At 71.9% G+C, this 19792-nt stretch carries 12 protein-coding genes; 7 read left to right on the top strand and 5 right to left on the bottom strand.

Annotation, left to right across the window (positions count from 1 at the left end):
• The first annotated feature begins 156 nt into the window (after positions 1 to 156).
• The gene (locus G4D86_RS49505; protein WP_164002695.1) at positions 157 to 3015 is read left to right on the top strand and encodes a polysaccharide deacetylase family protein; all 2859 of its coding nucleotides are present in this window, start codon (positions 157 to 159) and stop codon (positions 3013 to 3015) included.
• A 7-nt stretch (positions 3016 to 3022) separates the two neighbouring features.
• On the opposite strand, the gene G4D86_RS49500 is transcribed toward G4D86_RS49505, so the two are convergent.
• Both G4D86_RS49500 and G4D86_RS49495 read right to left on the bottom strand, forming a co-directional pair.
• Positions 3023 to 3844 (bottom strand): TIGR02452 family protein, encoded by an 822-nt coding sequence (locus tag G4D86_RS49500; RefSeq protein WP_164002694.1) that lies wholly within the window; start codon positions 3842 to 3844, stop codon positions 3023 to 3025.
• A gap of 88 nt (positions 3845 to 3932) precedes the next feature.
• Positions 3933 to 4811, bottom strand: coding sequence for a hypothetical protein (locus tag G4D86_RS49495; protein ID WP_205520400.1), 879 nt, complete (start codon positions 4809 to 4811; stop codon positions 3933 to 3935).
• Positions 4812 to 5247: 436 nt separating this feature from the next.
• On the opposite strand from G4D86_RS49495, the gene G4D86_RS49490 reads away from it, so the two are divergent.
• From G4D86_RS49490 to G4D86_RS49470, 5 genes are all read left to right on the top strand, one after another.
• On the top strand, positions 5248 to 6777 hold the full coding sequence (locus G4D86_RS49490) for an ADYC domain-containing protein (protein WP_164002692.1): 1530 nt from the start codon (positions 5248 to 5250) through the stop codon (positions 6775 to 6777).
• Between the two features lie 65 nt (positions 6778 to 6842).
• Complete coding sequence (locus tag G4D86_RS49485) at positions 6843 to 10739, top strand: bifunctional serine/threonine-protein kinase/formylglycine-generating enzyme family protein (RefSeq protein ID WP_164002691.1); 3897 nt, start codon at positions 6843 to 6845, stop codon at positions 10737 to 10739.
• Positions 10740 to 10828: 89 nt separating this feature from the next.
• Positions 10829 to 12205: a sigma 54-interacting transcriptional regulator gene (locus G4D86_RS49480; RefSeq protein WP_164002690.1), complete on the top strand. Its 1377-nt coding sequence runs from the start codon at positions 10829 to 10831 to the stop codon at positions 12203 to 12205.
• Positions 12206 to 12293: 88 nt separating this feature from the next.
• Positions 12294 to 12905, top strand: coding sequence for a glutathione transferase GstA (gene gstA, locus G4D86_RS49475; RefSeq protein WP_164002689.1), 612 nt, complete (start codon positions 12294 to 12296; stop codon positions 12903 to 12905).
• Positions 12902 to 13261 (top strand): VOC family protein, encoded by a 360-nt coding sequence (locus G4D86_RS49470; RefSeq protein WP_164002688.1) that lies wholly within the window; start codon positions 12902 to 12904, stop codon positions 13259 to 13261. The genes gstA and G4D86_RS49470 overlap by 4 nt, the downstream gene beginning before the upstream one ends.
• Here G4D86_RS49470 and G4D86_RS49465 read toward each other — a convergent pair.
• Genes G4D86_RS49465 through G4D86_RS49455 form a run of 3 tightly spaced genes read right to left on the bottom strand, consistent with a single transcriptional unit; the run spans position 13245 to position 18235 of the window.
• Positions 13245 to 13904 (bottom strand): TetR/AcrR family transcriptional regulator, encoded by a 660-nt coding sequence (locus tag G4D86_RS49465; protein ID WP_164002687.1) that lies wholly within the window; start codon positions 13902 to 13904, stop codon positions 13245 to 13247. The two genes, G4D86_RS49470 and G4D86_RS49465, sit on opposite strands and share 17 nt — an antisense overlap.
• Positions 13905 to 13941: 37 nt before the next feature.
• Entirely contained in the window at positions 13942 to 17064 is a 3123-nt protein-coding gene (locus tag G4D86_RS49460; protein WP_164002686.1) for an efflux RND transporter permease subunit, read from the bottom strand.
• 34 nt (positions 17065 to 17098) lie between these two features.
• A complete protein-coding gene (locus G4D86_RS49455) occupies positions 17099 to 18235 on the bottom strand; it encodes an efflux RND transporter periplasmic adaptor subunit (RefSeq protein ID WP_164002685.1) in 1137 nt (378 codons plus the stop codon).
• Between the two features lie 288 nt (positions 18236 to 18523).
• On the opposite strand from G4D86_RS49455, the gene G4D86_RS49450 reads away from it, so the two are divergent.
• Positions 18524 to 19615 carry a UvrB/UvrC motif-containing protein gene (locus G4D86_RS49450; RefSeq protein ID WP_164002684.1) on the top strand — a complete coding sequence of 364 codons (1092 nt, stop codon included), beginning with the start codon at positions 18524 to 18526 and terminating at the stop codon, positions 19613 to 19615.
• Positions 19616 to 19792 lie beyond the last annotated feature (177 nt).

The raw sequence follows: 19792 nt of genomic DNA, 5'->3' as shown, positions 1-19792 counted from the left end.
CGGGCGCTCGGCTGGCTGCACGCCTTCCCATCCGCGTGCAGGCTCGGAGACAGCAGCGGGTAGTACCTCTCCCTACTCAAGAGGGACGACGGGGCTCGCGCGGGTTGGCGTCCCCGTGCCGCGCCGGGCATGCTCCGGGCGGATTCCGCCCCACACATGAGCATCCGTCTCCCGTCCTCCGCCTCCCTGCGCAGCGCCGCGTGCCGGAAGCCCTGGCACCGCGCCCTGCCCTGGCTCACCGCGCTCCTCCTCGTCGCCTGCAAGGGCACGGTGTCCGCGCCTCCGGCCGCCGCCCCGCAGCCCGCGCCCGCCGCGCCCGCGGCCGCCACTCCGGCGCCCCAGGCTCCGGACGCGAGCACCGCCGCCGCGCCCGTGAAGGACGACGCGGCCACGCGCGAGGAATTGGCCGGCATCCTCACCCGCTACCGGCAGAACATCGTCCTCGCCGCGGACGAGGCCGCCCTGGACGAGGACACCCGCGAGCGCGCGTCCATCGTCGGGCGCATGCTCTTCGATGAGAACCGGCACGCGCTGGAGTCCCTCGGCCAGCGGCTCCACGGCGCGCTCACCTCCGGCGCCGAGCCCGCGCCCGTCACCGCGTTCCTGGACTGGCTGGAGAAGGACGCCGAGCTGCACGACGCGGACAAGCTCGCCTTCAAGGACACGCTGGCGGAGGTGCGCGACACGCTCGCCGCCCTGCCCTCCGCGCCCGCGTGGAAGGCGCCGCTGCTCGCCCGCGTCGAGGAGGACCAGCGCGCGCTCCAGGCCATCCAGGCCCTCTACGAGAAGGAGCTGCAGGCCGTCTTCGGCCGCTTCGACACGCGCGGCATGGCCGTGCGCCGCGAGGCCTGGGAGGCCTACGTCACCTTCCTCAAGGGCCGCTTCACCCGCGAGTCCATCCTCAAGTCCTTCGACGAGACGCTGGGCTCGCTGGACGGGAGCATGCGCGGCAAGGGCCCGCGCAAGGAGGACCCGGCCATCATCACCGGCAACTCGCTGCCGCCGAAGACGCTGGTGCTCACCTTCGACGACGGCCCGCACCCGAAGTTCACCCCCAACATCCTCGCCACGCTGGAGAAGTACGGCGTCAAATCCATCTTCTTCGAGGTGGGGCAGAACGTCGCCGTGCGCGGCAAGGGCGCGGGCGACGCGGGCACGCTCAGCCGCACCGAGGCCTCCGCGTACTCCGAGCGCATCCTCCAGGCGGGGCACCTGCTCGCCAACCACTCGCTGACGCACGCCTTCCTGCCCAAGCTCAGCGACGCGCGGCTGGAGACGGAAATCGACGAGTCGAAGCGCATCATCGAGGAGGTGACGAACACCCCCATCGCCCTCTTCCGCCCGCCCTACGGTGCGCGCAACGAGAAGGTGGCCGCGGCGCTCGCGGCCCGGAAGCTCCGGGCGTATCTGTGGAACGTGGACGCGCTCGACTGGAGCGACCCCATCCCCACCTCCATCGCCAACCGCGTGGTGCAGCAGGTGGAGGCCAACGGCCGAGGCGTCATCCTGCTGCACGACGTGCACAGCCAGACGACGGAGGCGCTCCCGCTCATCCTGGAGACGCTCCAGACGCGCGGCTACCGCTTCGTCCTCTGGGACGGCACGCAGATGGTGGGGGACTCGGCGGACGGCGGCGTGCCGCCTGCGGCCGTGGCCGCCCCCGCGCCCGCCGCGCTGTACCGCGAGAGCTGGGCGGTGGTCATCGGCATCAACGCGTACCTGAAGTGGCCGAAGCTCTCCTACGCGGTGAACGACGCGGAGGGCGTGCGGGATTTGCTGGTGCGCAAGTACCGCTTCAAGCCGGAGAACGTCACCGTGCTGCTCGACGCGGAGGCCACGCGCGAGCGCATCCTCTCCGTGCTCGGGGACACGCTGGCGGACCCGAAGAAGGTGCAGCGCGAGGACCGCGTCTTCGTCTTCTTCGCGGGCCACGGCATCACCCGCCGCCTGCCCAACGGGAAGAGCCTCGGCTACATCGTCCCGGTGGACGCGGACACGTCCAACTACCAGAGCACGGCCATCTCGATGACCAACTTCCAGGACATCAGCGAGGCCATGCCCGCCAAGCACGCCTTCTTCGTCATGGACGCCTGCTACAGCGGCCTGGCGCTGACGCGCGGCGGGGCCCCGACGGGCGGCGACGTGCGCAAGTACCTCCAGGAGGTGACGCGCCGGAGCGTGCGCCAGGTGCTCACCGCGGGCGGCGCCGACGAGCAGGTGGCGGACCAGGGCCCCAACGGCCACTCCATCTTCACGTGGACGCTGCTCCAGGGCCTGGAGGGGCAGGCGGACCTCAACACCGACGGCTACGTCACCGCGTCGGAACTGGCCGCGTACGTGGGCCCCACGGTGTCCTCCCTGTCGAAGCAGACGCCCGCCTTCGGCAGCATGCCCGGCAGCGAGGGCGGCGAGTTCGTCCTCGAGCTGTCCCACGAGGGTGAGTTCCTCAGCGAGAGCTCCGAGCAGCTCGACACGGAGGCCATCCAACTCAACGCGGAGCTGGAGCGCGTGCGCTCCGAAATCGCCGCGAAGACGGCGCGCAACCAGGCCCTGGCGCGCGAGCTGGAGGCGGCGAAGAGCCAGCTCTCGCAACTGCAGGACGCCGGCACCGCGCCCGCCGTGGCGGCCACGCCGGTGCCGGCCTCCACGCCCCAGGAAGAGGCCCGCCGCCGCGGTGACCGCGGCATGACGCTCTACCGCGAGAAGCGCTACGAGGAGGCCCTGGCCGAGTTCCAGGCCGCCGCGCGCCTGGACCCCACGGACGCACAGGCCACCAACAACGTGGGCTTCGTCCACTTCCGCCGGGGCGAGTACGCCGAGGCGGTGAAGTGGCTGGAGAAGACGCTGGTGCTGGACCCGCAGCGCGCCGTGGCCTTCCTCAACCTGGGCGACGCGTACGACAAGCTGGGCCGCAAGCCGGACGCGGCGAAGGCGTATGGGCGATACCTCGCGCTCCTGCCCCATGGCCCCGCCTCGGACACCGTGAAGGAGAAGCTGGCGCGGCTGGGCCGCTGAGCGCCGCTCAGCCGAACCGCTCCTGGAAGGCGCGCAGGTTGGGGCCGTCCCCACCCCGCTCCCACACCGCGAACACCACCCGCTCGAAGACACCGGGGAAGGAAGCGAGCGCCCCGGAGAACGCGTCCGCCGCGTCGTGCGGGTCATTGCGGAAGGCGCCGCAGCCCCACGCCCCCAGCACGAGGGTGCGGTGGCCGTGCTGTGCCGCCACCTGGAGCACCTTGATGGCCCGCGCGTGCAGCACCTTGCGCAGGCTGTGGACCAGGTCCGGAGCGTTGCGCCGGGCCGAGCCTGCATTGGGCGCGGGCGCGGTGATGAGGGACACGCAGAAGGGCCGCTCCAGCAGCGTGAGCCCCTCGTCCCGGAAGAAGGGCACGTCCGGCGAGTAGATGATGTGGTCCGTGTAGAGCGGCGAGTGGTCCGCGCGGTTGGCGTCGTAGTACTCGCGCTGCGTGAGGAGGCACGCGTAGAGCGCCGAGCAGCGCGCCAGGTCCTCCTCCTGCGCCTTCGCTCCGCCCAGGAAGCCGCCGCCCGGGTTCTTCGCCGACGCGAAGTTGAGCGCGACGACGCCCGGTACGCCCTCCCCTTCCACCAGCCTGCGACAGGCCTCGCCCGTCTTCTCCGACGTCACCTCGATGCGGGGCCGGCCCGTGCCCACGGGGGACTCGGGCAACACCAGCCGTCCGAAGTCACCCGGCCGGTAGAGCTCCGTCCCGCCCTTTGCGTGCTCCACCGCGGCCCGGAGCGAGACGGGCTGCCCGGACGGCGCCACGTATTCGCCCCGCTCCACGATGTCCACCGTCTCCTGCGCGATTCCCTTCAGCGACATGACCTGCTCCCCGGCAATCTTCGTGTCTATATTACACGAAGATTACCAGGGGGACCTGACAGGCCGCCGGGTCCTCGCGGAGGCGGTGTTACTGGCAGCCGATGCGCGCCGTGCTGCTGACGGCGACGTTGTCGATCCACGCCTCGGAGGCGGACTTGCCCTGCGGGTGGACGAAGCCGTAGCCCACGATGAACCGGTCGAAGTTCCGCATGCCGATCTTGGGGAACTCGTGGGCCAGGGCACCGTCCCTGTAGACCTTGGTGCTGCCGTGGATGCTCGACGCGCTGTCGCGGCGGACCTCCCACTCCAGGCACACCCACTTGCCCGCGGCCATGCCCAGGCCGACCGGGGGGCCCTGGCGGTTCCAGCCCTGGCCATCGCGGAAGGACCAGTCGTCCAGCGCGAAGCCGGTATCCGAAATCACCTGGAGCTCGATGCCGCCGAAGTCGTCATTCAGGTTCGTCAGCACGAAGAACGTCCCCATCTGCCCGAAGATGGCGGGCAGGGACTGCAGGTACACGTGCGCGCGCACGAAGAGCTGCGTGCTGAAGGCGGGGATGCGCTTCTCCCAGCGCACGATGGCATCCCAGTCCTGGCCCACCGGCGCCTTGCTCTCATCCACTCCGTCCGCGGTGAGGATGTGCAGCCTGCCGCCCACCACATCGGCGGTGGCGCGGTCCGAGCTGGAGCTCCACCCGTTGGTGCCCTTGTCGAAGGCCTCGCAGATGAGCGAGCCCGTCGGACACGTGGCGGTGGGGCTGACGCCCGGGTCCGCGCCCGCGTCGGGGAAGGTATAGGTGCCCGAGTCCGCCCCGGTGCCCGAGTCCGCCCCGGTGCCCGCGTCCGCGGAGACGCCCGAGTCGGGGTTGTTGTCGTCGTCGTCGTTGTCGTCGTCGTTCGAGCACGCCGGCAGCGCGCCCAGCGCGAGCAGCGCGAGGGGCAGCACCACAAACCGATTGAAGCGCATAGGGTCCTTCCGAATCGGGCGCAGAGGCCCGGGGGTGATTCCGAGTGCCCGCGGGGCCGGGCTGTCTCTGGGATGAAGGAGTCGGGCGGGCTCCCCGGGCCGGCGCCGACCGTCCCGAAGAACTATCACCCGGGCCGGCTCCAGGTCACCCCGGCCGGAGGGCCCCTGTAGTCGCCGGGCATAGCTCCCCACACGCGAGAGCAGGCAGGCGCGGTGTGACAGGGTAGGGCTCAGGGGTGGGACGGGGCCGCCGTCGCGGGTGGGACGCGAGGCGGCCGGGGCCGTGACGGCGTGTCACACCCCTCTGCCATGACAGGCCTGGCCCGGGTGACGCGCGTCCTCCCACCCCGCTGGCCCCGGACCTGCAAAATGGTCCGCATCTATTCCTTCCGACGCCGGTGTCCCTTCCGTGCGGCGTCATCCCAAGAGGAGCGTCATGAACGCGGGTCTGTCCTTGAGATTTTCGTTGCGAAGCCAGGCCCTGGTGGTGGCCCTGGCCGCGTGCGCGTGTGGAGAGCCCACTTCGGAGCTGTCGCTGCCCGGTGAAACCTCGGGGCTGCCCGAGCAGGTGCTGGAAGGCATCCCGGAGGCAGGAGGCGGAACTGTCACGGCCCAGGGCTACGAGCGGCAGGGCAACCTGCGCTCCGGCTTCCTGCGAAGCAGCTACGAGCCCGGCCCGGACGGGAGCATCAGCGGGCCGGTCATCAAGGGCTTCTCGCTGCGCAGCATCGCGGGCGGCACGGGCTCGGTCGTGGACACGGGCGTCGTCGTCGAGGGCACGCTCCAGGTCCAGCGCAGCGTGCTGTCGGGCACCACGCCGAGCCTCGGCGCCTGCGCCACGCCGACCTACGGGGAGACGCGCGGCTGTGGCTGGAAGTCCGGCGGCCAGTGGCGGTGCGCTCCGGGGGCGAGCATCTCACTCGCCACGGGGGCCTGTGGCGTGTCGGGCGCGGAGGACACGATGCTGCGCGTGTGCCGGGGCTCGGCGCCGTGCGAGTACGCGTCGACGGCGAAGCTGGCCTCGAACGATGACGCCTGTGGCACCCGTGCCGCGCACGTGACGTTCACCTGTCCGTCCACGGGCATCTTCTCCGTGCTCATCGCTCCGTACTGGAGCCACCAGCCGCTGAAGTCCACGGTGGAGGCGGAGGACACCACCACGGCCGCGCCGTACTTCAACGTCGTGCAGACGGGACTGGCGCTGGCGGGAGCGCCGGTGGAAGCCATCAGGACGGATGGGAGCGTCATCTCCATGCGCATCGCGGCCGTGTACGACGAGCTCGGCCAGGACTACGTCCACCCAGGCCTCTACGGCACCGGCACCACCTACCGCTACTTCGTGCAGGAGCCGCGGGCCGACGGCCAGTGGGAGCCGCTGTGCGGTGCCGACGTGGACGCGCAGGATGGCGGCGAGGGGCTGCCGGTGGCCATTCCCGTCACGGGCTGGTGGGACGAGCGCGCCAGCCGCAACGAGGACGCGCGCCTGTTCACGTTCTCGTGTGGCCGGGGCGTCATCACCAAGTGCTACCGCTGGGGCTACCGCCCGTGGGACGAACCCTCGGCCCAGGGCACCGGCTTGTCGGCGGCGATGCTCCACCAGACGTGCACCCGCATGGCGCGCGCGGACTACTGCGGCAATGGCCAGTCGTGGACGCAGCCCAACACGCCCATCAATCTCTGGGACACGGCCGGCATCCAGACCCATGACGTCCCCCAGCAGGGCCACTTCTTCGAGGCGGGCTGGATGCCGTGGGGCGCCACGTGCCTGCACGTGAAGCGCTGGTCGAATGCGCCGGACGACGTCTTCTACGAGGGCTGCCCCAACCTCTTCGACCACCTCCAGACGCCCACCGGTGTCGAGCGGGTGCCCCGCTACTGCGAGAACCCGGAGGAAGCACTGAAGAAGGACGACCGGACGCCCCTCTTCAACGAGTCCGCCCAGAACCTCTTCCCACCCAAGGAGTGAGGGGCGCTGACCGGCGGAGACTGGCGGCGGACGCGGAAACGGGGTCCACTTCGGGGCACGCCTCGATGATGGACCCCGCCGACTCCAGCCCGCAGCCGCCGGACGACACCTGGCTCCCACCGGAGACCTTCGACGAGTACCGGCTGGTGCGCCCGCTGGGAGAGGGCGCCATGGGCCGGGTGTGGCTGGCCGAGGACACGCTGCTCGGCCGGCCGGTGGCGGTGAAGTTCATCGCCGCCGCGCGGCCGTCACCCGAGGCCCGTGAGCGCTTCATCACGGAGGCGCGGGCGGTGGCGCGGCTCCAGCATCCCAACGTCGTCTCGCTGTTCCGCGCGGGCACGGTGGAGGGCCGGCCGTACCTGGTCTCGGAGTACCTGCGCGGCGAGCCGCTGCACACGCTGCCGCGCCCCCTGCCCTCCGAGCGCGTCCTGGAGCTGGCCATCGACCTGGCGCGAGGACTGGCGGCGGCGCACCGGCGCGGAGTGCTGCACCGCGACCTCAAGCCGGCGAACGCGCTGCTGACGGAGGATGGCACCGTCAAGCTGCTCGACTTCGGGCTCGCCAAGCTGCTCGATGGTGGGGGTGTTGCCAGGCCCGTGATGGGCACGGTGCGCGAGCCCAGCGGCCTGTCCGGGCGCGACGTTGCGCTCGCGGAGCCCGCCGCCGAAGTCGCTGATGCGGTGCCCGTACGTCCCGTTCCCCTGCCCTCCGTGGGTACGGAGACGCTGCCCTCCGAGGCTCGGCCCCGGGTGGCCACGGGCCCGGACTCCACAGCCAGCGTCGCCGACGGTGCACGCACGCGGCAGGGAGCCATCCTCGGCACGCCCCTCTACATGGCCCCGGAGTCCTGGCGCGGAGAGCCCGCCACGCCACGCACGGACGTGTACGGCCTGGGCGTCATCCTCTACGAGCTGGCCTCGGGAGCAGTCCCCTTCGCCGACGCCGCCCTGGCGGAGCTGCCCGTGCGACTCCAGCGCGAGGACGCTCCACCGCTCGCCGCGCACGCCCCGGGCGTGGACCCACGACTGGCCGAGGTGGTGGACCGCTGCCTGCGCCGCGACGCGTCCCGCCGCTATCCGAACGGAGATGCGCTGCGCGAAGCCCTGGAGGCCCTGGCCTGGCGTCCGGGCCCCGAAGTCCTGCCCGCGGGCAATCCGTACCGGGGGCTCCTGCCCTTCGAAGCGGAGCACCGTGGCCTCTTCTTCGGCCGGGGCCCGGAGGTGCGCGCCGTGCTGGACCGGCTGCGCTCGGAGTCCTTCGTCCTCGTGGCCGCCGCGTCCGGCGTGGGCAAGTCATCGCTGTGCCGCGCGGGAGTGCTTCCCGCGCTCGCCGCCGGAGCCCTGGGCACCATGCCCACGATGGTGACACTGTCGCCGGGCCGCACGCCCCTGGCCGCGCTCGTCGCCGCGCTCGCGCCGGTGCTGGGCCTGCCAGAGGCAGAGCTGGAGACCGGACTACGCGAAGCACCGGACGGAGTCGCTCGCACACTGCGCGCCCGCACCCGCAGTTCGGGCGTGCTCGTGTGCGTGGACCCGATGGAGGAGCTCTTCACCCTCGCGCCCATGGAGGAGGCACATGCCATGGCGCGAGCGCTCGCCGCGCTCTGCCTGGATGCGCCGGGCGTGCGACTGCTGGCCACCGTGCGCAGCGACTTCCTCGGACAGGCCCTCACGCTTCCCGGGCTGGGCGAGGCGGCCGGACGCGCCATCTTCCCGCTGCCGCCGCTGTCCGCCGTAGGCGTGAGAGAAGCCATCGAAGGTCCGGCGCGCGCGCACGCCCACGCGTTCGAGTCCGAAGCACTGGTGGAAGCGCTCACCACTCCAGCGCTGCACGGCGAAGGGACGCTGCCGCTGCTCCAGTTCACGCTCGCGCAACTGTGGGAGCGGAGGGACACGGGCCGGCGCCTCCTCACGGCCTCCGCGCTCGATGACATGGGCGGAGTGGAAGGCGCGCTGGCGCGGCATGCAGACGCGGTGCTGGCCTCGCTCACTCCCGCGCAGCGCGTGGCGGCGCGTCGGGTGTTGCTCTCCCTCATCACCCCGGACGGCACCCGAGCACCGCGCACCGCCGACGCGCTCGGGGCCAGCGAGCCCGCGACACGCGCCGCACTGGAGGCCCTGGTGCGAGGCCGTCTCGTCACCGCGCTCGATGCGGAGGCCGGCGGCGCGTACACGCTGGCCCACGAGGCGTTGCTGCGAGGCTGGGACACGCTGCGCGCCTGGCGCGAGGGCGACGCGGAGGTCCGGCTCGCGGTGGCCCGGCTGGAGCGCGCCGCCACCGAGTGGGTGCGACTGGGCCAGCCCACCGAGGCCCTCTGGGGCGCGAAGGCCCTGGCGGAAGCAGAGGACCTGCCACGCGAGCGACTCGGCACGAGGGAAGCGACCTTCCTCGAAGCCTCGCTCGCCGCGCGACGACAGCGTCTGCGCACCCGTTGGGCCCTGGGCGCCGGTGCCGTCACGCTGCTGCTGGTGGCCCTGCTGCCATGGGGCAAGGCGCGCTACGATCAGGCACACTCGCTCGCGGTGCTGCACGGCGTGGCGGAGAAGACCGTGGCCGAGTCCGCGGCCCGGCGCACCGAGGCCCTCGCCGCGCGTCAGGCGGCCTTTGCCCGCTTCGACGCTTTCGACGAACAGGGAGGCGAGACGCTCTGGGCCACGGCCCTGACGAAGGTGGCCGACGCGGATGCGGCCGGAGCGCAGGCCCAGCGAGCCCTGGAGCGAGTGCGCGAAGTAGCCCCCGAAGACGCGGCCGCGCGAGAGCAGCTCGCAGCGCTGACGGTGGAGCGCCTGCGCTTCGTCCTCGCCACGCACCGCCCGTCGGAAGCAGCGCCGCTGCGAGCCCTGCTCGCGGAAGTCGACCCGGAGGGCCATCACCGCGCCCGACAGGAAGCCCCTGCGCGCGTGGACATCACCTCCACGCCCACGGGAGCCCGCGTGCGCGTGGTGCGCTATGTGGACGTCGGCGGCCGGAAGGAAGCGCGAGACGAAGGCGAGCTCGGACGCACTCCGCTGAAGGACGCGAAGCTCGCCCCGGGCTCCGTGGTGCTGGTGCTGGAGGCGGAAGGCCACGCGCCGGTGCGACTGCCCCTGCTGCTGGAAGCCGAAAGCGCGGAGCAGGTGACGCTGACACTGCCGCTCACGAAGACAGTGCCGGAAGGCTTCGTCTACATCCCGCCCGGGAAGTTCCTGTCCGGACACGCCGGGGACGAGGGACTGCGCCGCTACTTCCTGCACGCCTGGCCGCTGCGCCCGGTGCGGACGGACGCGTACCTCATCGCCCGTCACGAGACGACCTTCGGCGAGTGGACCGCCTTCCTCGACACGCTGCCCGCGGAGGAAGCCACCCGCCGCGCGCCCAGGCTCCAGCAGCTCCTCAACGGCGTGGCACTGGAGCGCGGCCCGCGCGGACACTGGCGGCTCACCCTGTCCCCCTCCACCGCGCGCTACGTGGCGAGCGAGGGCGAGCCGGTGCGCTACTCCGCCCGCACCACGCGCGCGGAGCAGGACTGGCGCCGCTTCCCCGTGTCCGGTGTCTCGCTGGAGGACGTGCGCGCCTACGCCGCCTGGCTGGACGCCACCGGCCGGGTGCCGGGCGCGCGGCCCTGCACCGACTTCGAGTGGGAGCGCGCCGCGCGAGGCGCCGACGCGCGCATCTACCCGCACGGGGACGTGCTCGCCCCGGACGACATCAACCACGACGTCACCTACGGCCGGCAGCCGGGAGGCTTCGGCCCGGACATGGTGGGCAGCCACCCCGCGTCGGACAGTCCCTTCGGCGTGCAGGACCTGTCCGGCAACGTGTGGGAGTGGACCGTCTCGGATGGCCCCGCGCCGGAGCCGGTGAACCGGGGCGGCTGCTGGTACTTCGGCACCCTGTCCGCGATGGTGCCCAACCGCGAGTTCAGCGAGGCCAGCCACCGCGACCCGCTACTCGGCGTGCGCCTGTGCGCGCCCGCGCGGTGAGCCGGCGGACGGTCGCCCGAAGCCATCGTCTGGCGTGTCGCGCCGCCGTGATAAACCCGGAGGCTCACTGGCAGCAGCCAGGAGCCGCGATGAGCAACGGCAGTGACCAGAGGACGTTGACCGGAGGGGCGGAGGAAGTGGCCGGCACCACGCGGGTGCGGCGCCTCCTCGTGGTGCACGGCGAGTCACGCGGCGCGCTCCAGGTGCTGGACGCGGAGGGCCCGCACGTCATCGGCCGCGCCGGCTGCCAGGTGTTCGGCCCCCTGGGACTGACCGACGGCGAGGTGAGCCGGGTGCACGCGCGCGTCCTCTGGGACGCAGACGCACGCGGCTTCGCGCTGGAGGACGCCGGCAGCCACAACGGCACCTTCCTCGACGGATGGCGGGTGCAGGGACGCCTGCCGCTCCAGCCCGGCGCCGTGGTGCGCGTGGGCGCATCACTGCTCCTCTACGAGGACGTGCTGCTGCCGGCCTACGCCCCGCTGGAGCCGGAGTCGCAGGGACTGCCCGGGCCCAGCCTGGGCCTCGGCCGCGTGCGCGCGGAAGTCGCGCTGGTGGCCCCGCAGCCCATGCCCGTGCTGGTGCTGGGCGAGACGGGCTCGGGCAAGGAGCTCGTCGCCGAGGAGCTGCACCGCCGCAGCGGCCGCGCGGGCTCCTTCATCCCCCTCAACTGCGCGGCCATCTCCCCGCAGCTCGCGGAGAGCGAGCTGTTCGGCCACACGGCCGGCGCCTTCACCGGCGCGCAGAAGCGCTCCGAGGGCCTGTTCCTCGCGGCCGACGGCGGCACCCTCTTCCTGGACGAAGTCGGCGAGCTGCCCCTGGACCTCCAGCCCAAGCTGCTGCGCGCCCTGGCCCGCGGCGAGGTGCGCCCCGTGGGCGCCACCGCCTCCCTCCACGCCAACGTGCGCGTCATCGCCGCCACCCACAGGGACCTCGGCCGCATGGTGGCCGAGGGCCGCTTCCGCGATGACCTCTACGCGCGCCTGTCCGGCTGGACGGTGCGCGTGCCGCCGCTGCGCGAGCGCAAGGAGGACGTGCTGGCGCTCGGCCGCCGCTTCCTCACGCGCGCCCCCCAGCCGCCCGTCCTCACCGCCGACGCGGCCGAGGCCCTGCTGCTCCACGACTGGCCCCACAACGTGCGCGAACTGGAGCAGGTGCTGACCGCCGCCGCGGTGCGCGCGGGCCCTGGCCCCCTGCGTCGCGAGCACCTTCCACCGCCCTTGATGGAGCGCCTGAGGGACAGGGTCTTCCCTACCCCGACCACTGCGGCCCCCGCCGCCCCCATGCCGCTGGAGGTGATGGTGCCGCGCGACAGGCCCCCCGGCCGGGACGAGCTGCACACGGTGCTCACCCGCCTGGAGGGCAACATGGCGCAGGTGGCGGACTTCTTCGGCAAGGACCGCCGTCAGGTCTACCGCTGGGCCGAGCGGCTGGGCATCGACCCGGACTCGTACCGCAAGAGCTAGGCGCGGACACTCGCCGATTCGATGGCGCGGTGGATGGAAAGCGTGCAGAAATCCGCGCCATCCAACGTCTGGCGCGAGGTTTCCACACATGAAGCTCTTCTACTCCCCGGGTGTCTGTTCCATGTCTCCGCACATCGTCCTGCGTGAGGCCGGTCTCTCCTTCGACATGGAGAAGGTCGACATCCGCGCCAAGAAGACCGAGCACGGCGAGGACTACTTCGGCGTCAACCCCAAGGGCTATGTCCCGGCCCTCCAGCTCGACGACGGCAGCCTCCTCACGGAAGGGCCCGCCATCGTCCAGTACATCGCGGACAAGGTGCCGGAGAAGAAGCTGGCCCCGGCCAACGGCACCATCGAGCGCTACCGCCTCCAGGAGATGCTCAACTTCATCTCCACCGAGCTCCACAAGAGCTTCAGCCCCCTCTTCAACCCCGCGTTCCCCGACGAGGGGAAGAAGATCTACAAGGAGCGGCTCGCGACGCGCTTCAAGCTGGTCGACGACATCCTGTCGAAGAAGGGCCCCTACCTCTTCGGCGAGTTCTTCACCGTGGCGGACGCGTACCTCTTCACCGTGACGAACTGGACGAGCCACGTGAAGGTGGACCTGGAGGCCTTCCCCTCGCTCAAGGCCTACATGGCGCACGTGGCGGGCCGTCCCGCGGTGCAGGCCGCGATGAAGGCCGAAGGCCTCACGAAGTGAACCCGTCGTTCGTCAAGCTGCTCGTCTCGGACGCCGCGCGCTCGCTGGCGTTCTACGAGGCTCTCGGCTTCGAGCGCGTGGGCGCCGAGCCGCCCTTCGTCCACCTCCAGTGGGCGGGGACGGTGGACCTCTACCTCGTCACCCCTCCTCCCATGCTGAAGCTGGAGGGGCGACGGGGCCTGGGCGTGCTGGTGGGCTTCCGCGCCCAGGGCGCCAGCGGTCTCGACGAATTGCTCCTGCGCGCCCAGGCGCAAGGTGCCTCCGTGGAGGGCCCGGTGGTGCAGCCGTGGCACACGCGCGAGGTCGTCGTCACCGACCCGGACGGCTACCGGCTGAACTTCATCGAGCCCGCGTAGTCCCGTTTCCTGGGGGGCGCGCGAAGCCCCCCAGGAGCAGGTCCACCATCAGGTCGGCGGACTTGCCCAGCGGCTTGAGGGTGAGCCACTCGTCCTTCTCCATCACCAGGTGGAGCGACACCAGGCCGTGCAGGCCGCCCCACAGCGTCTGGCTGATGAGGTCCACGTCCTGGTACTCGGGCCGGAAGCAGCCGGCGTCGCGCGCCTCCTGCACCTGCTTCTGGAGGAAGGCGTACGCGTCCTGCTCCGGGTTGCCCTGCTGGATGCTGCGGTCTTCCGCGTCCTCCATTTCCGGCGGGTGGCGCTGCATGAAGAGGAGCCGGTAGGTGGTGGGGTGCTCCTGGGCGAAGGCGATATAGGCCCGGGACAGCTTGCGCAGCCGCTCCAGCGGATCCTGCACGCGGGCCACCTTGTTGAGCACCTCGGCGAAGCGCAGGAAGTCATGCGCGCACAACTCGCGGATGAGCGCGGCCTTGTCCTTGAAGTGCACGTAGATGGCGGTGGGGCTGTACTCAATCTTCTCGGCGACGCGCCGCATCGTCACCGCCTCGTAGCCCTCATGGACGAAGAGCTCGCGCGCGGCATCGAGGATGCGCTGCCGCGTCGCCTGCTTCTCCCGCTCTCGCCGCTCCTTGATGCCCATGGTGCCCTTCCGTGACGTCGCGTCTGTCACCCCCGCGTCATGCCACACCTCCGGCCGCGGCGGGTGCGCCGGGAAGCGCCGGGCCCGTCCCCTCGCCGGCAGTGGACACGCCCTCCGGCTCCACCTCGGGAGCCAGCAGCTTGTACACCACCGGCGTCACCACCCGGGTGAGCAGCGTGGAGGAGATGAGCCCGCCGATGATGACCCACGCCAGCGGCGAGTAGAGGCTGCTGTTCTCCAGCGCCAGCGGCAGCAGCCCGCCCAGGGCCGTCAGGGTGGTGAGCAGGATGGGGAGGAAGCGCGTCTCGCCCGCCTGCTCGATGGCTGCGTCCAGGCCCACGCCTCGTGCGCGCAGCTGGTTGGTGAAGTCCACCAGCAGGATGCTGTTCTTCACTTCGATTCCCACCAGCGCGATGAAGCCGATGGAGGCGGTGAAGGACAGCGTGTTGCCGGTGAGGAACAGCGCGACGATGCCGCCCACCAGCCCCAGCGGAATCACCGACGCGACGATGAGGGTGCTCTTGAAGGTGCGGAACTCCAGCACCAGCACCGCGAGCACACCGAACGCCGCGATGATGGCCGCCGCGGACACGCCGCTGAAGCTCTCCTTCCGGCTCTCCAGCTCTCCGGCCACCTCCCAGCGGTAGCCCGAGGGCAGCTTCAGCTCCTGGTCCAACCGCGCCATCACCGCGCGCGTGACGTTGTCGGTGTTGTAGCCGGTGGCCACGCTGGCGGTGACGGTGACGGTGCGCTCGCCCTCGCGGTGCGTAATCCGGCTGGGGCTGGCCTCCAGCCGCACGCGGGCCAGCTGCCCCAGCGGCACCAGGTTGCCGGTGACGCCCGCGACGTGCAGGCGCTCCAGCGCGCCCAACTCCGGCCACGCGCCGGGCTCCAGCGGCAGCCGGACGAGGATGGGATGGTCCTCGCCGTCGGCGTCGCGGAACGTCCCCGCATTCAACCCCGCCAGCCCGAAGCGCACCGTGCGAGCCACCTCCGCCGCCGACACGCCCACGAGGCCCGCCTTCTCGCGGTCCACCTCCACCTCCAGGTCCGTGCGCCGCGTCTGCACGGGGTTCTTCACGTAGAGGGTGCCCGGCGTCGTCTCCAGCACCTTCTGAACATCCACCGCCAGCGAGCGCAGCGGCTCCAACTCCGGGCCGACCAGCCGCACGGCCACCGGCGCTTCGACGGGAGGCCCCTGCTCGAACTCGCGCACCTCGATGCGGACCCCGGGGTACGCGTCCAGCTCCGCGCGCAGCGCGTCCAACAGCGCGGGCGTCGTGTCCGGGTCGTACGCGTGGAGCTGCGCGAAGACCTCGCCGATGTTGGGCCGCTCCGCGCCCGGCTGCACGTTGTAGTAGACGGACGGGTGGCCGCGCCCGGTGTTGGCGGACACGCTGGACACCTCGGGCCTCTTGCGCAGGGCGTCCTCCACGAAGCGCACCGCGCGGTCCGTCTCCGCGAGGCTGGTGCCATCCGGCGCCTCCACCAGCACGTGGAACATGGGGGTGCCCGCCTTGGGGAAGAGGCTGAAGCCCACCACCGGCACCAGCGCGAGGCTGCCCGCGAAGAGCGCCACCGCCACCACCAGCGTCAGCACCGGCCGGGCCAGCGCGCGGTGCAGCACCGGGCGGTAGCTGCGCTCGATGAAGTGGTGGAAGGCGCGCAGCACGCGGTTGCCCTCCGGGTGCGCATCCTCCTTGAGGAAGAGGCTGGCCAGCAGCGGAATCACGGTGAGCGACACCAGCAGCGACGCGAGGATGGTGAACACCACCGCCATGGGCAGGCTGCGAATGAACTGCCCGGACGTGCCCGGCAGGAACACCAGCGGCACGAAGGCCAGCACCAGCGTGGCGGTGCAGCCCAGCACCGCGAGGCCAATCTGCGACGTGCCCTCAATCGCGGCGCGCGCGCGGCTCATGCCCTGGCGCAGGAAGCGGGCGATGTTCTCCACCACCACGATGCTGTCGTCCACCAGCAGGCCCAGCGCAATCACGAAGCCGACAATGGAGAGCTGGTTGAGCGTGAAGCCGGCGAAGTGCAGCGCCGTCAGGCCGAGCGCCAGGGACAGCGGGATGGACACCATGACGATGAGGCTGGCGCGGAAGCCCAGCGGCAGCAGCGTCAACAACACCAGCGCCAGCGCCAGCGCGAAGTCGGTGGCGAAGCCGCCCAATCGCCGGCCCACCTGGACCGACTGGTCGAACCCCGTCTCCAACCGCAGACCGGGCGGCAGCTCCTTCGCCCACTCCTGCGCGGCGGCCAGCGTCGCGTCGCGCACCGCGAAGACGTTCTGCCCCTCCTTCTGGGTGACGCTGACGAAGGCGGCGCGCTCGCCGTTGAAGCGGCCCAGGTGCACCGCGTCCTGGTCTCGAAAGGAGACGTCGGCCACGTCGCCCAGGCGCACCACGCCCTGCGCGCCGCCGCCCACCACCGTGGCGCGCACCTGCTCCAACGAGCTGAACTCGCTGCTCGTCTGCACATTGAAGCGCCGGGTGCCCACGTCCACGCTGCCGGCCGGCACGTTGAGGTTGGCCCCACCCAGCGCCTGGAGCACCTGCGACAGCGGCACGCCCGCCCGCGTCAGTCGCTCCTGGTCGAGCGACACACGCACCTCCTGCTTCGGCACCGCGAACACCTCGGCCTTCTTCACGCCCGTCACGTTGGACAGGCGCTCGGCGAGCGCGTCCGCCTGGCGCTCCAGCTCGCGCGCCGGAGCGTTGGGGCCCACCAGGGCCAATTGCACGACGCTCACGTTGGCCGCGCTGTAGCGCTCCACCTCCAGCCGCACCAGGTCCGCGGGCAGCTTCGGCCGCGTGGCGTTCACCTGCCGCAGCACCTCGGAGTACTTATCGTCGGGGTCGGCGGAGGCGTCGAACTCGAGGTGGATGAGCGCCAGCCCGTCCTCCATCTGGCTGCGCACCTTCTTCACGTCCTCCAGCTCGTCGAAGGCGTCCTCCAGCGGGTCCACCACGAGCTGCTCGAGGTCCCTGGGGCTCGCGCCCGGGTAGACGGCGACGAGGGTGAAGGACGGCATGGGGAACACCGGGTCTTCCGCGCGCGGAATGGACAGCGCGCTGGAGACGCCGAGCGCCACCAGCATGGCGAACACGACGAGGGTGAACTGCGGGTTCTTCACGGCGGCGGTGGAGAGCTTCATGGGGCGTCTCGCGGTTGGGAAGGGAGGGAGCAGGTCAGCGGCGCGACGTGGGCCCCGTGGAGGGCGCTTCCACCACCGCCACCGCCTGCCCGTCACGAAGGAAGGCCACGCCGTCGGTGATGACGCGCGCGTCCCCACCCGGACCCTCGGAGAGCGCCGCGCGGCCGTCCGCGCCGGAGAGGAAGGCCACCCGCACGCGCTGCCTCCGCGCGGTACGGCCGTCCCCGTCGAGCGTGAAGACGCTGGCCACCTCGCCGTCTCCCTCCAGCAGCGCCTCCACCGGAACGAGCTGCACCGCCTGCCGCTCGGAGGGCGTCACCACCGCCTTGGCGGACAGGCCGGACAGCAGGCGCGGCGCCTCGCTGCCGGGGGATGGGCGCACGTCCAGCGCCAGCTCCACCTCCGCGGTGCCCACGCCCGGAGTGGCGGCACTGGCCACCTCGCTGACGCGCGCGTGGAAGGTGCGGCCCGGGTACGCGTCGAGCGTCACCTCGGCCGGGTCGCCCTCCTTCACGCGCACCACGTCGCGGTCCGCCAGCCCCACGCGCACCACCCAGCCGCCGTCGGTGCTGGCGAAGAGGAAGAGCGGCTGGCCCGGAGACACCACCTCCCCCGGCTCCACCATGCGCTTGAGGATGCGGCCGTCGGACGGCGCCAGCACCGTGGCCTGCCGCTGGTTGAAGGCCGCGGCGCGCCACGCGGCGTCCGCGACTTCGTAGCCGGTGGTGGCGTCCTGGAGCTGCGCCAGCGTGGCCACCTGTTGCGCGTGGAGTCCCTTCACACGCTCCAGGTCTCGCGCCGCCTTCTCGCGCGCCTCGCGGGCCTGGGCCACCAGCGGGCCAATCTCCGACAGGTCCAGCGCCGCGAGCACCTGGCCGCGCTTCACCTTCTGTCCCTCGTCGGCGGACACCGCCTGCACCACGCCGCCCACCTTGGTGGACAGCCGCACCTCCTGCTTGCCGGCCAGCGTCCCACTGGCGCGGACGGGGCGGGCCACCGCTTCCATGACGACGGGCGCGAGCCGCACCCGCACCGGCGCCTCGCCTGAGACAGCGGGAGTGGGGGCCGCGGAGGCCGACCCGGAGCAGCCCGTGGACAAGAGGCCGGAGAGGAGGACGGCGAAGCCGCCGAGCAGCGCGGCGGAGAGGGTCGGCGACGGGGCGCGAACCATGAAGGTGACTCCTTTGCTTCCATGCACCGGCGGGCGCGGGACGGACGAATCCCCAGGCGCGAAAGCGCGAGACCGCGGGCGGCAGGGGGTTAACGACGCCTCTACACTTAACGCCGTTAAGTTAGTGAGACAAGTGCCGTGACAAAACTTCACAAACCGTCGGACAGCCGGGCCGCCCGCCCTCCGGCCGTGCACCGACACGAACCCCGCCGTCTCCGCCAACGGTCCACGCGGGCGGTGTACCGTGGGGCGTTCGGCCCGCATCGTGGTGGGCCTGCCTTTCCGCGCATGGACTCCCGCGTCGCATCACTCCTCGCCCACGTCCGCGAGCACGCCGAGAACCGCCCCGGGGTCTACCGGATGCTGGGGCCCTCGGGTGAGCTGCTCTACGTGGGCAAGTCCGTCCGGGTGCGGACGCGGCTCCTGTCGTACTTCCGCGCGGACGACAGGGAGAAGGCGGCGGAGATCATCTCCCACGCGCACCGCATCGAGTGGGACTACACGGCCAGCGAGTTCGCCGCGCTCCTGCAGGAGTTCCGGCTCATCAAGTCCCAGCGCCCGCTCTACAACGTGGAGCACAAGCGCGACCGCGGCCACTGCTTCATCCACCTCACGCGCGAAGCCGTCCCCCGCCTGCGCGTGGTGGGCCGCGCCACCGGCGAGAGCGGCGACTACTTCGGCCCCTTCCACGGCCGCGCGTCCATCTCCGACGTGGTGCGCGCGGTGAGTGACTTGCTGGAGCTGCGCGACTGTCCCTCCGACACACCGATGCGGCTGGCGGACCAGTACCAGCTCTTCCCCGTGAAGCTGGAGCCGCTGTGCATGCGCGGCCAGCTCTCGCGCTGCCTCGCTCCGTGCGCGGGAGGCTGCACCCACGCGGAGTACCACGCGCGCGTCGCGCAGGCCCGGACCTTCCTGGAGGGCACCTCCGACACGCCGCTCACCCTGCTGCGCGAGCGCATGGCCCTGGCCGCCCGCCGCCTCCAGTTCGAGTACGCCGCTGAGCTGAGAGACCGCGCGGAGCGGCTGGAGCTGATGCGCGGCTGGATTGTCGAGCTGGGCCACACGCTCAAGCAGCTCTCCTTCGTCTACACGGTGCCCGGCCACGGCGGCGACGACCAGACCTACGTCGTGCGCCGGGGCAGCGTTCGAGCCGAGCAGGCCACGCCCGAGACGCCCGAGGAGCGCGACGCCCTGGAGGCGCGAGCCCGCGAAATCTTCGAGCGCCCGGAGCCGGAGACGCTCGGCCTGCGCGCACACGAGGCGCAGGAGGTGATGCTCATCGCACGCTGGTTCCGCCTCCACCCCGAGGAGCTGGAGCGCACCCTCCCCGCGAAGCAGCTGCTCGCGCCGCCGGACGTCTCCACGCCCACGCCCTGAGCACCCTCGCGGTTGCTACGCGCCTGAACGACTCCACGCGGAGTCAGGGCCAGGGCGATCGCATCTTCCTGACACCGGGGTGCCGTAGTTACGCGGGGTTAGCGGATGGGTTGGACAGGCTCGGAGGAGTGTGATCGACGGGGCCGATGGACAAGCCTCCGGCCCCGACGGCGAGCC

Origin of the sequence: Pyxidicoccus caerfyrddinensis, assembly GCF_010894405.1 — a bacterium.
GTDB lineage: Bacteria > Myxococcota > Myxococcia > Myxococcales > Myxococcaceae > Myxococcus > Myxococcus caerfyrddinensis.
Note: the sequence above shows the minus strand (reverse complement) of the source record. Positions and strands in the feature narration are given on the sequence as shown.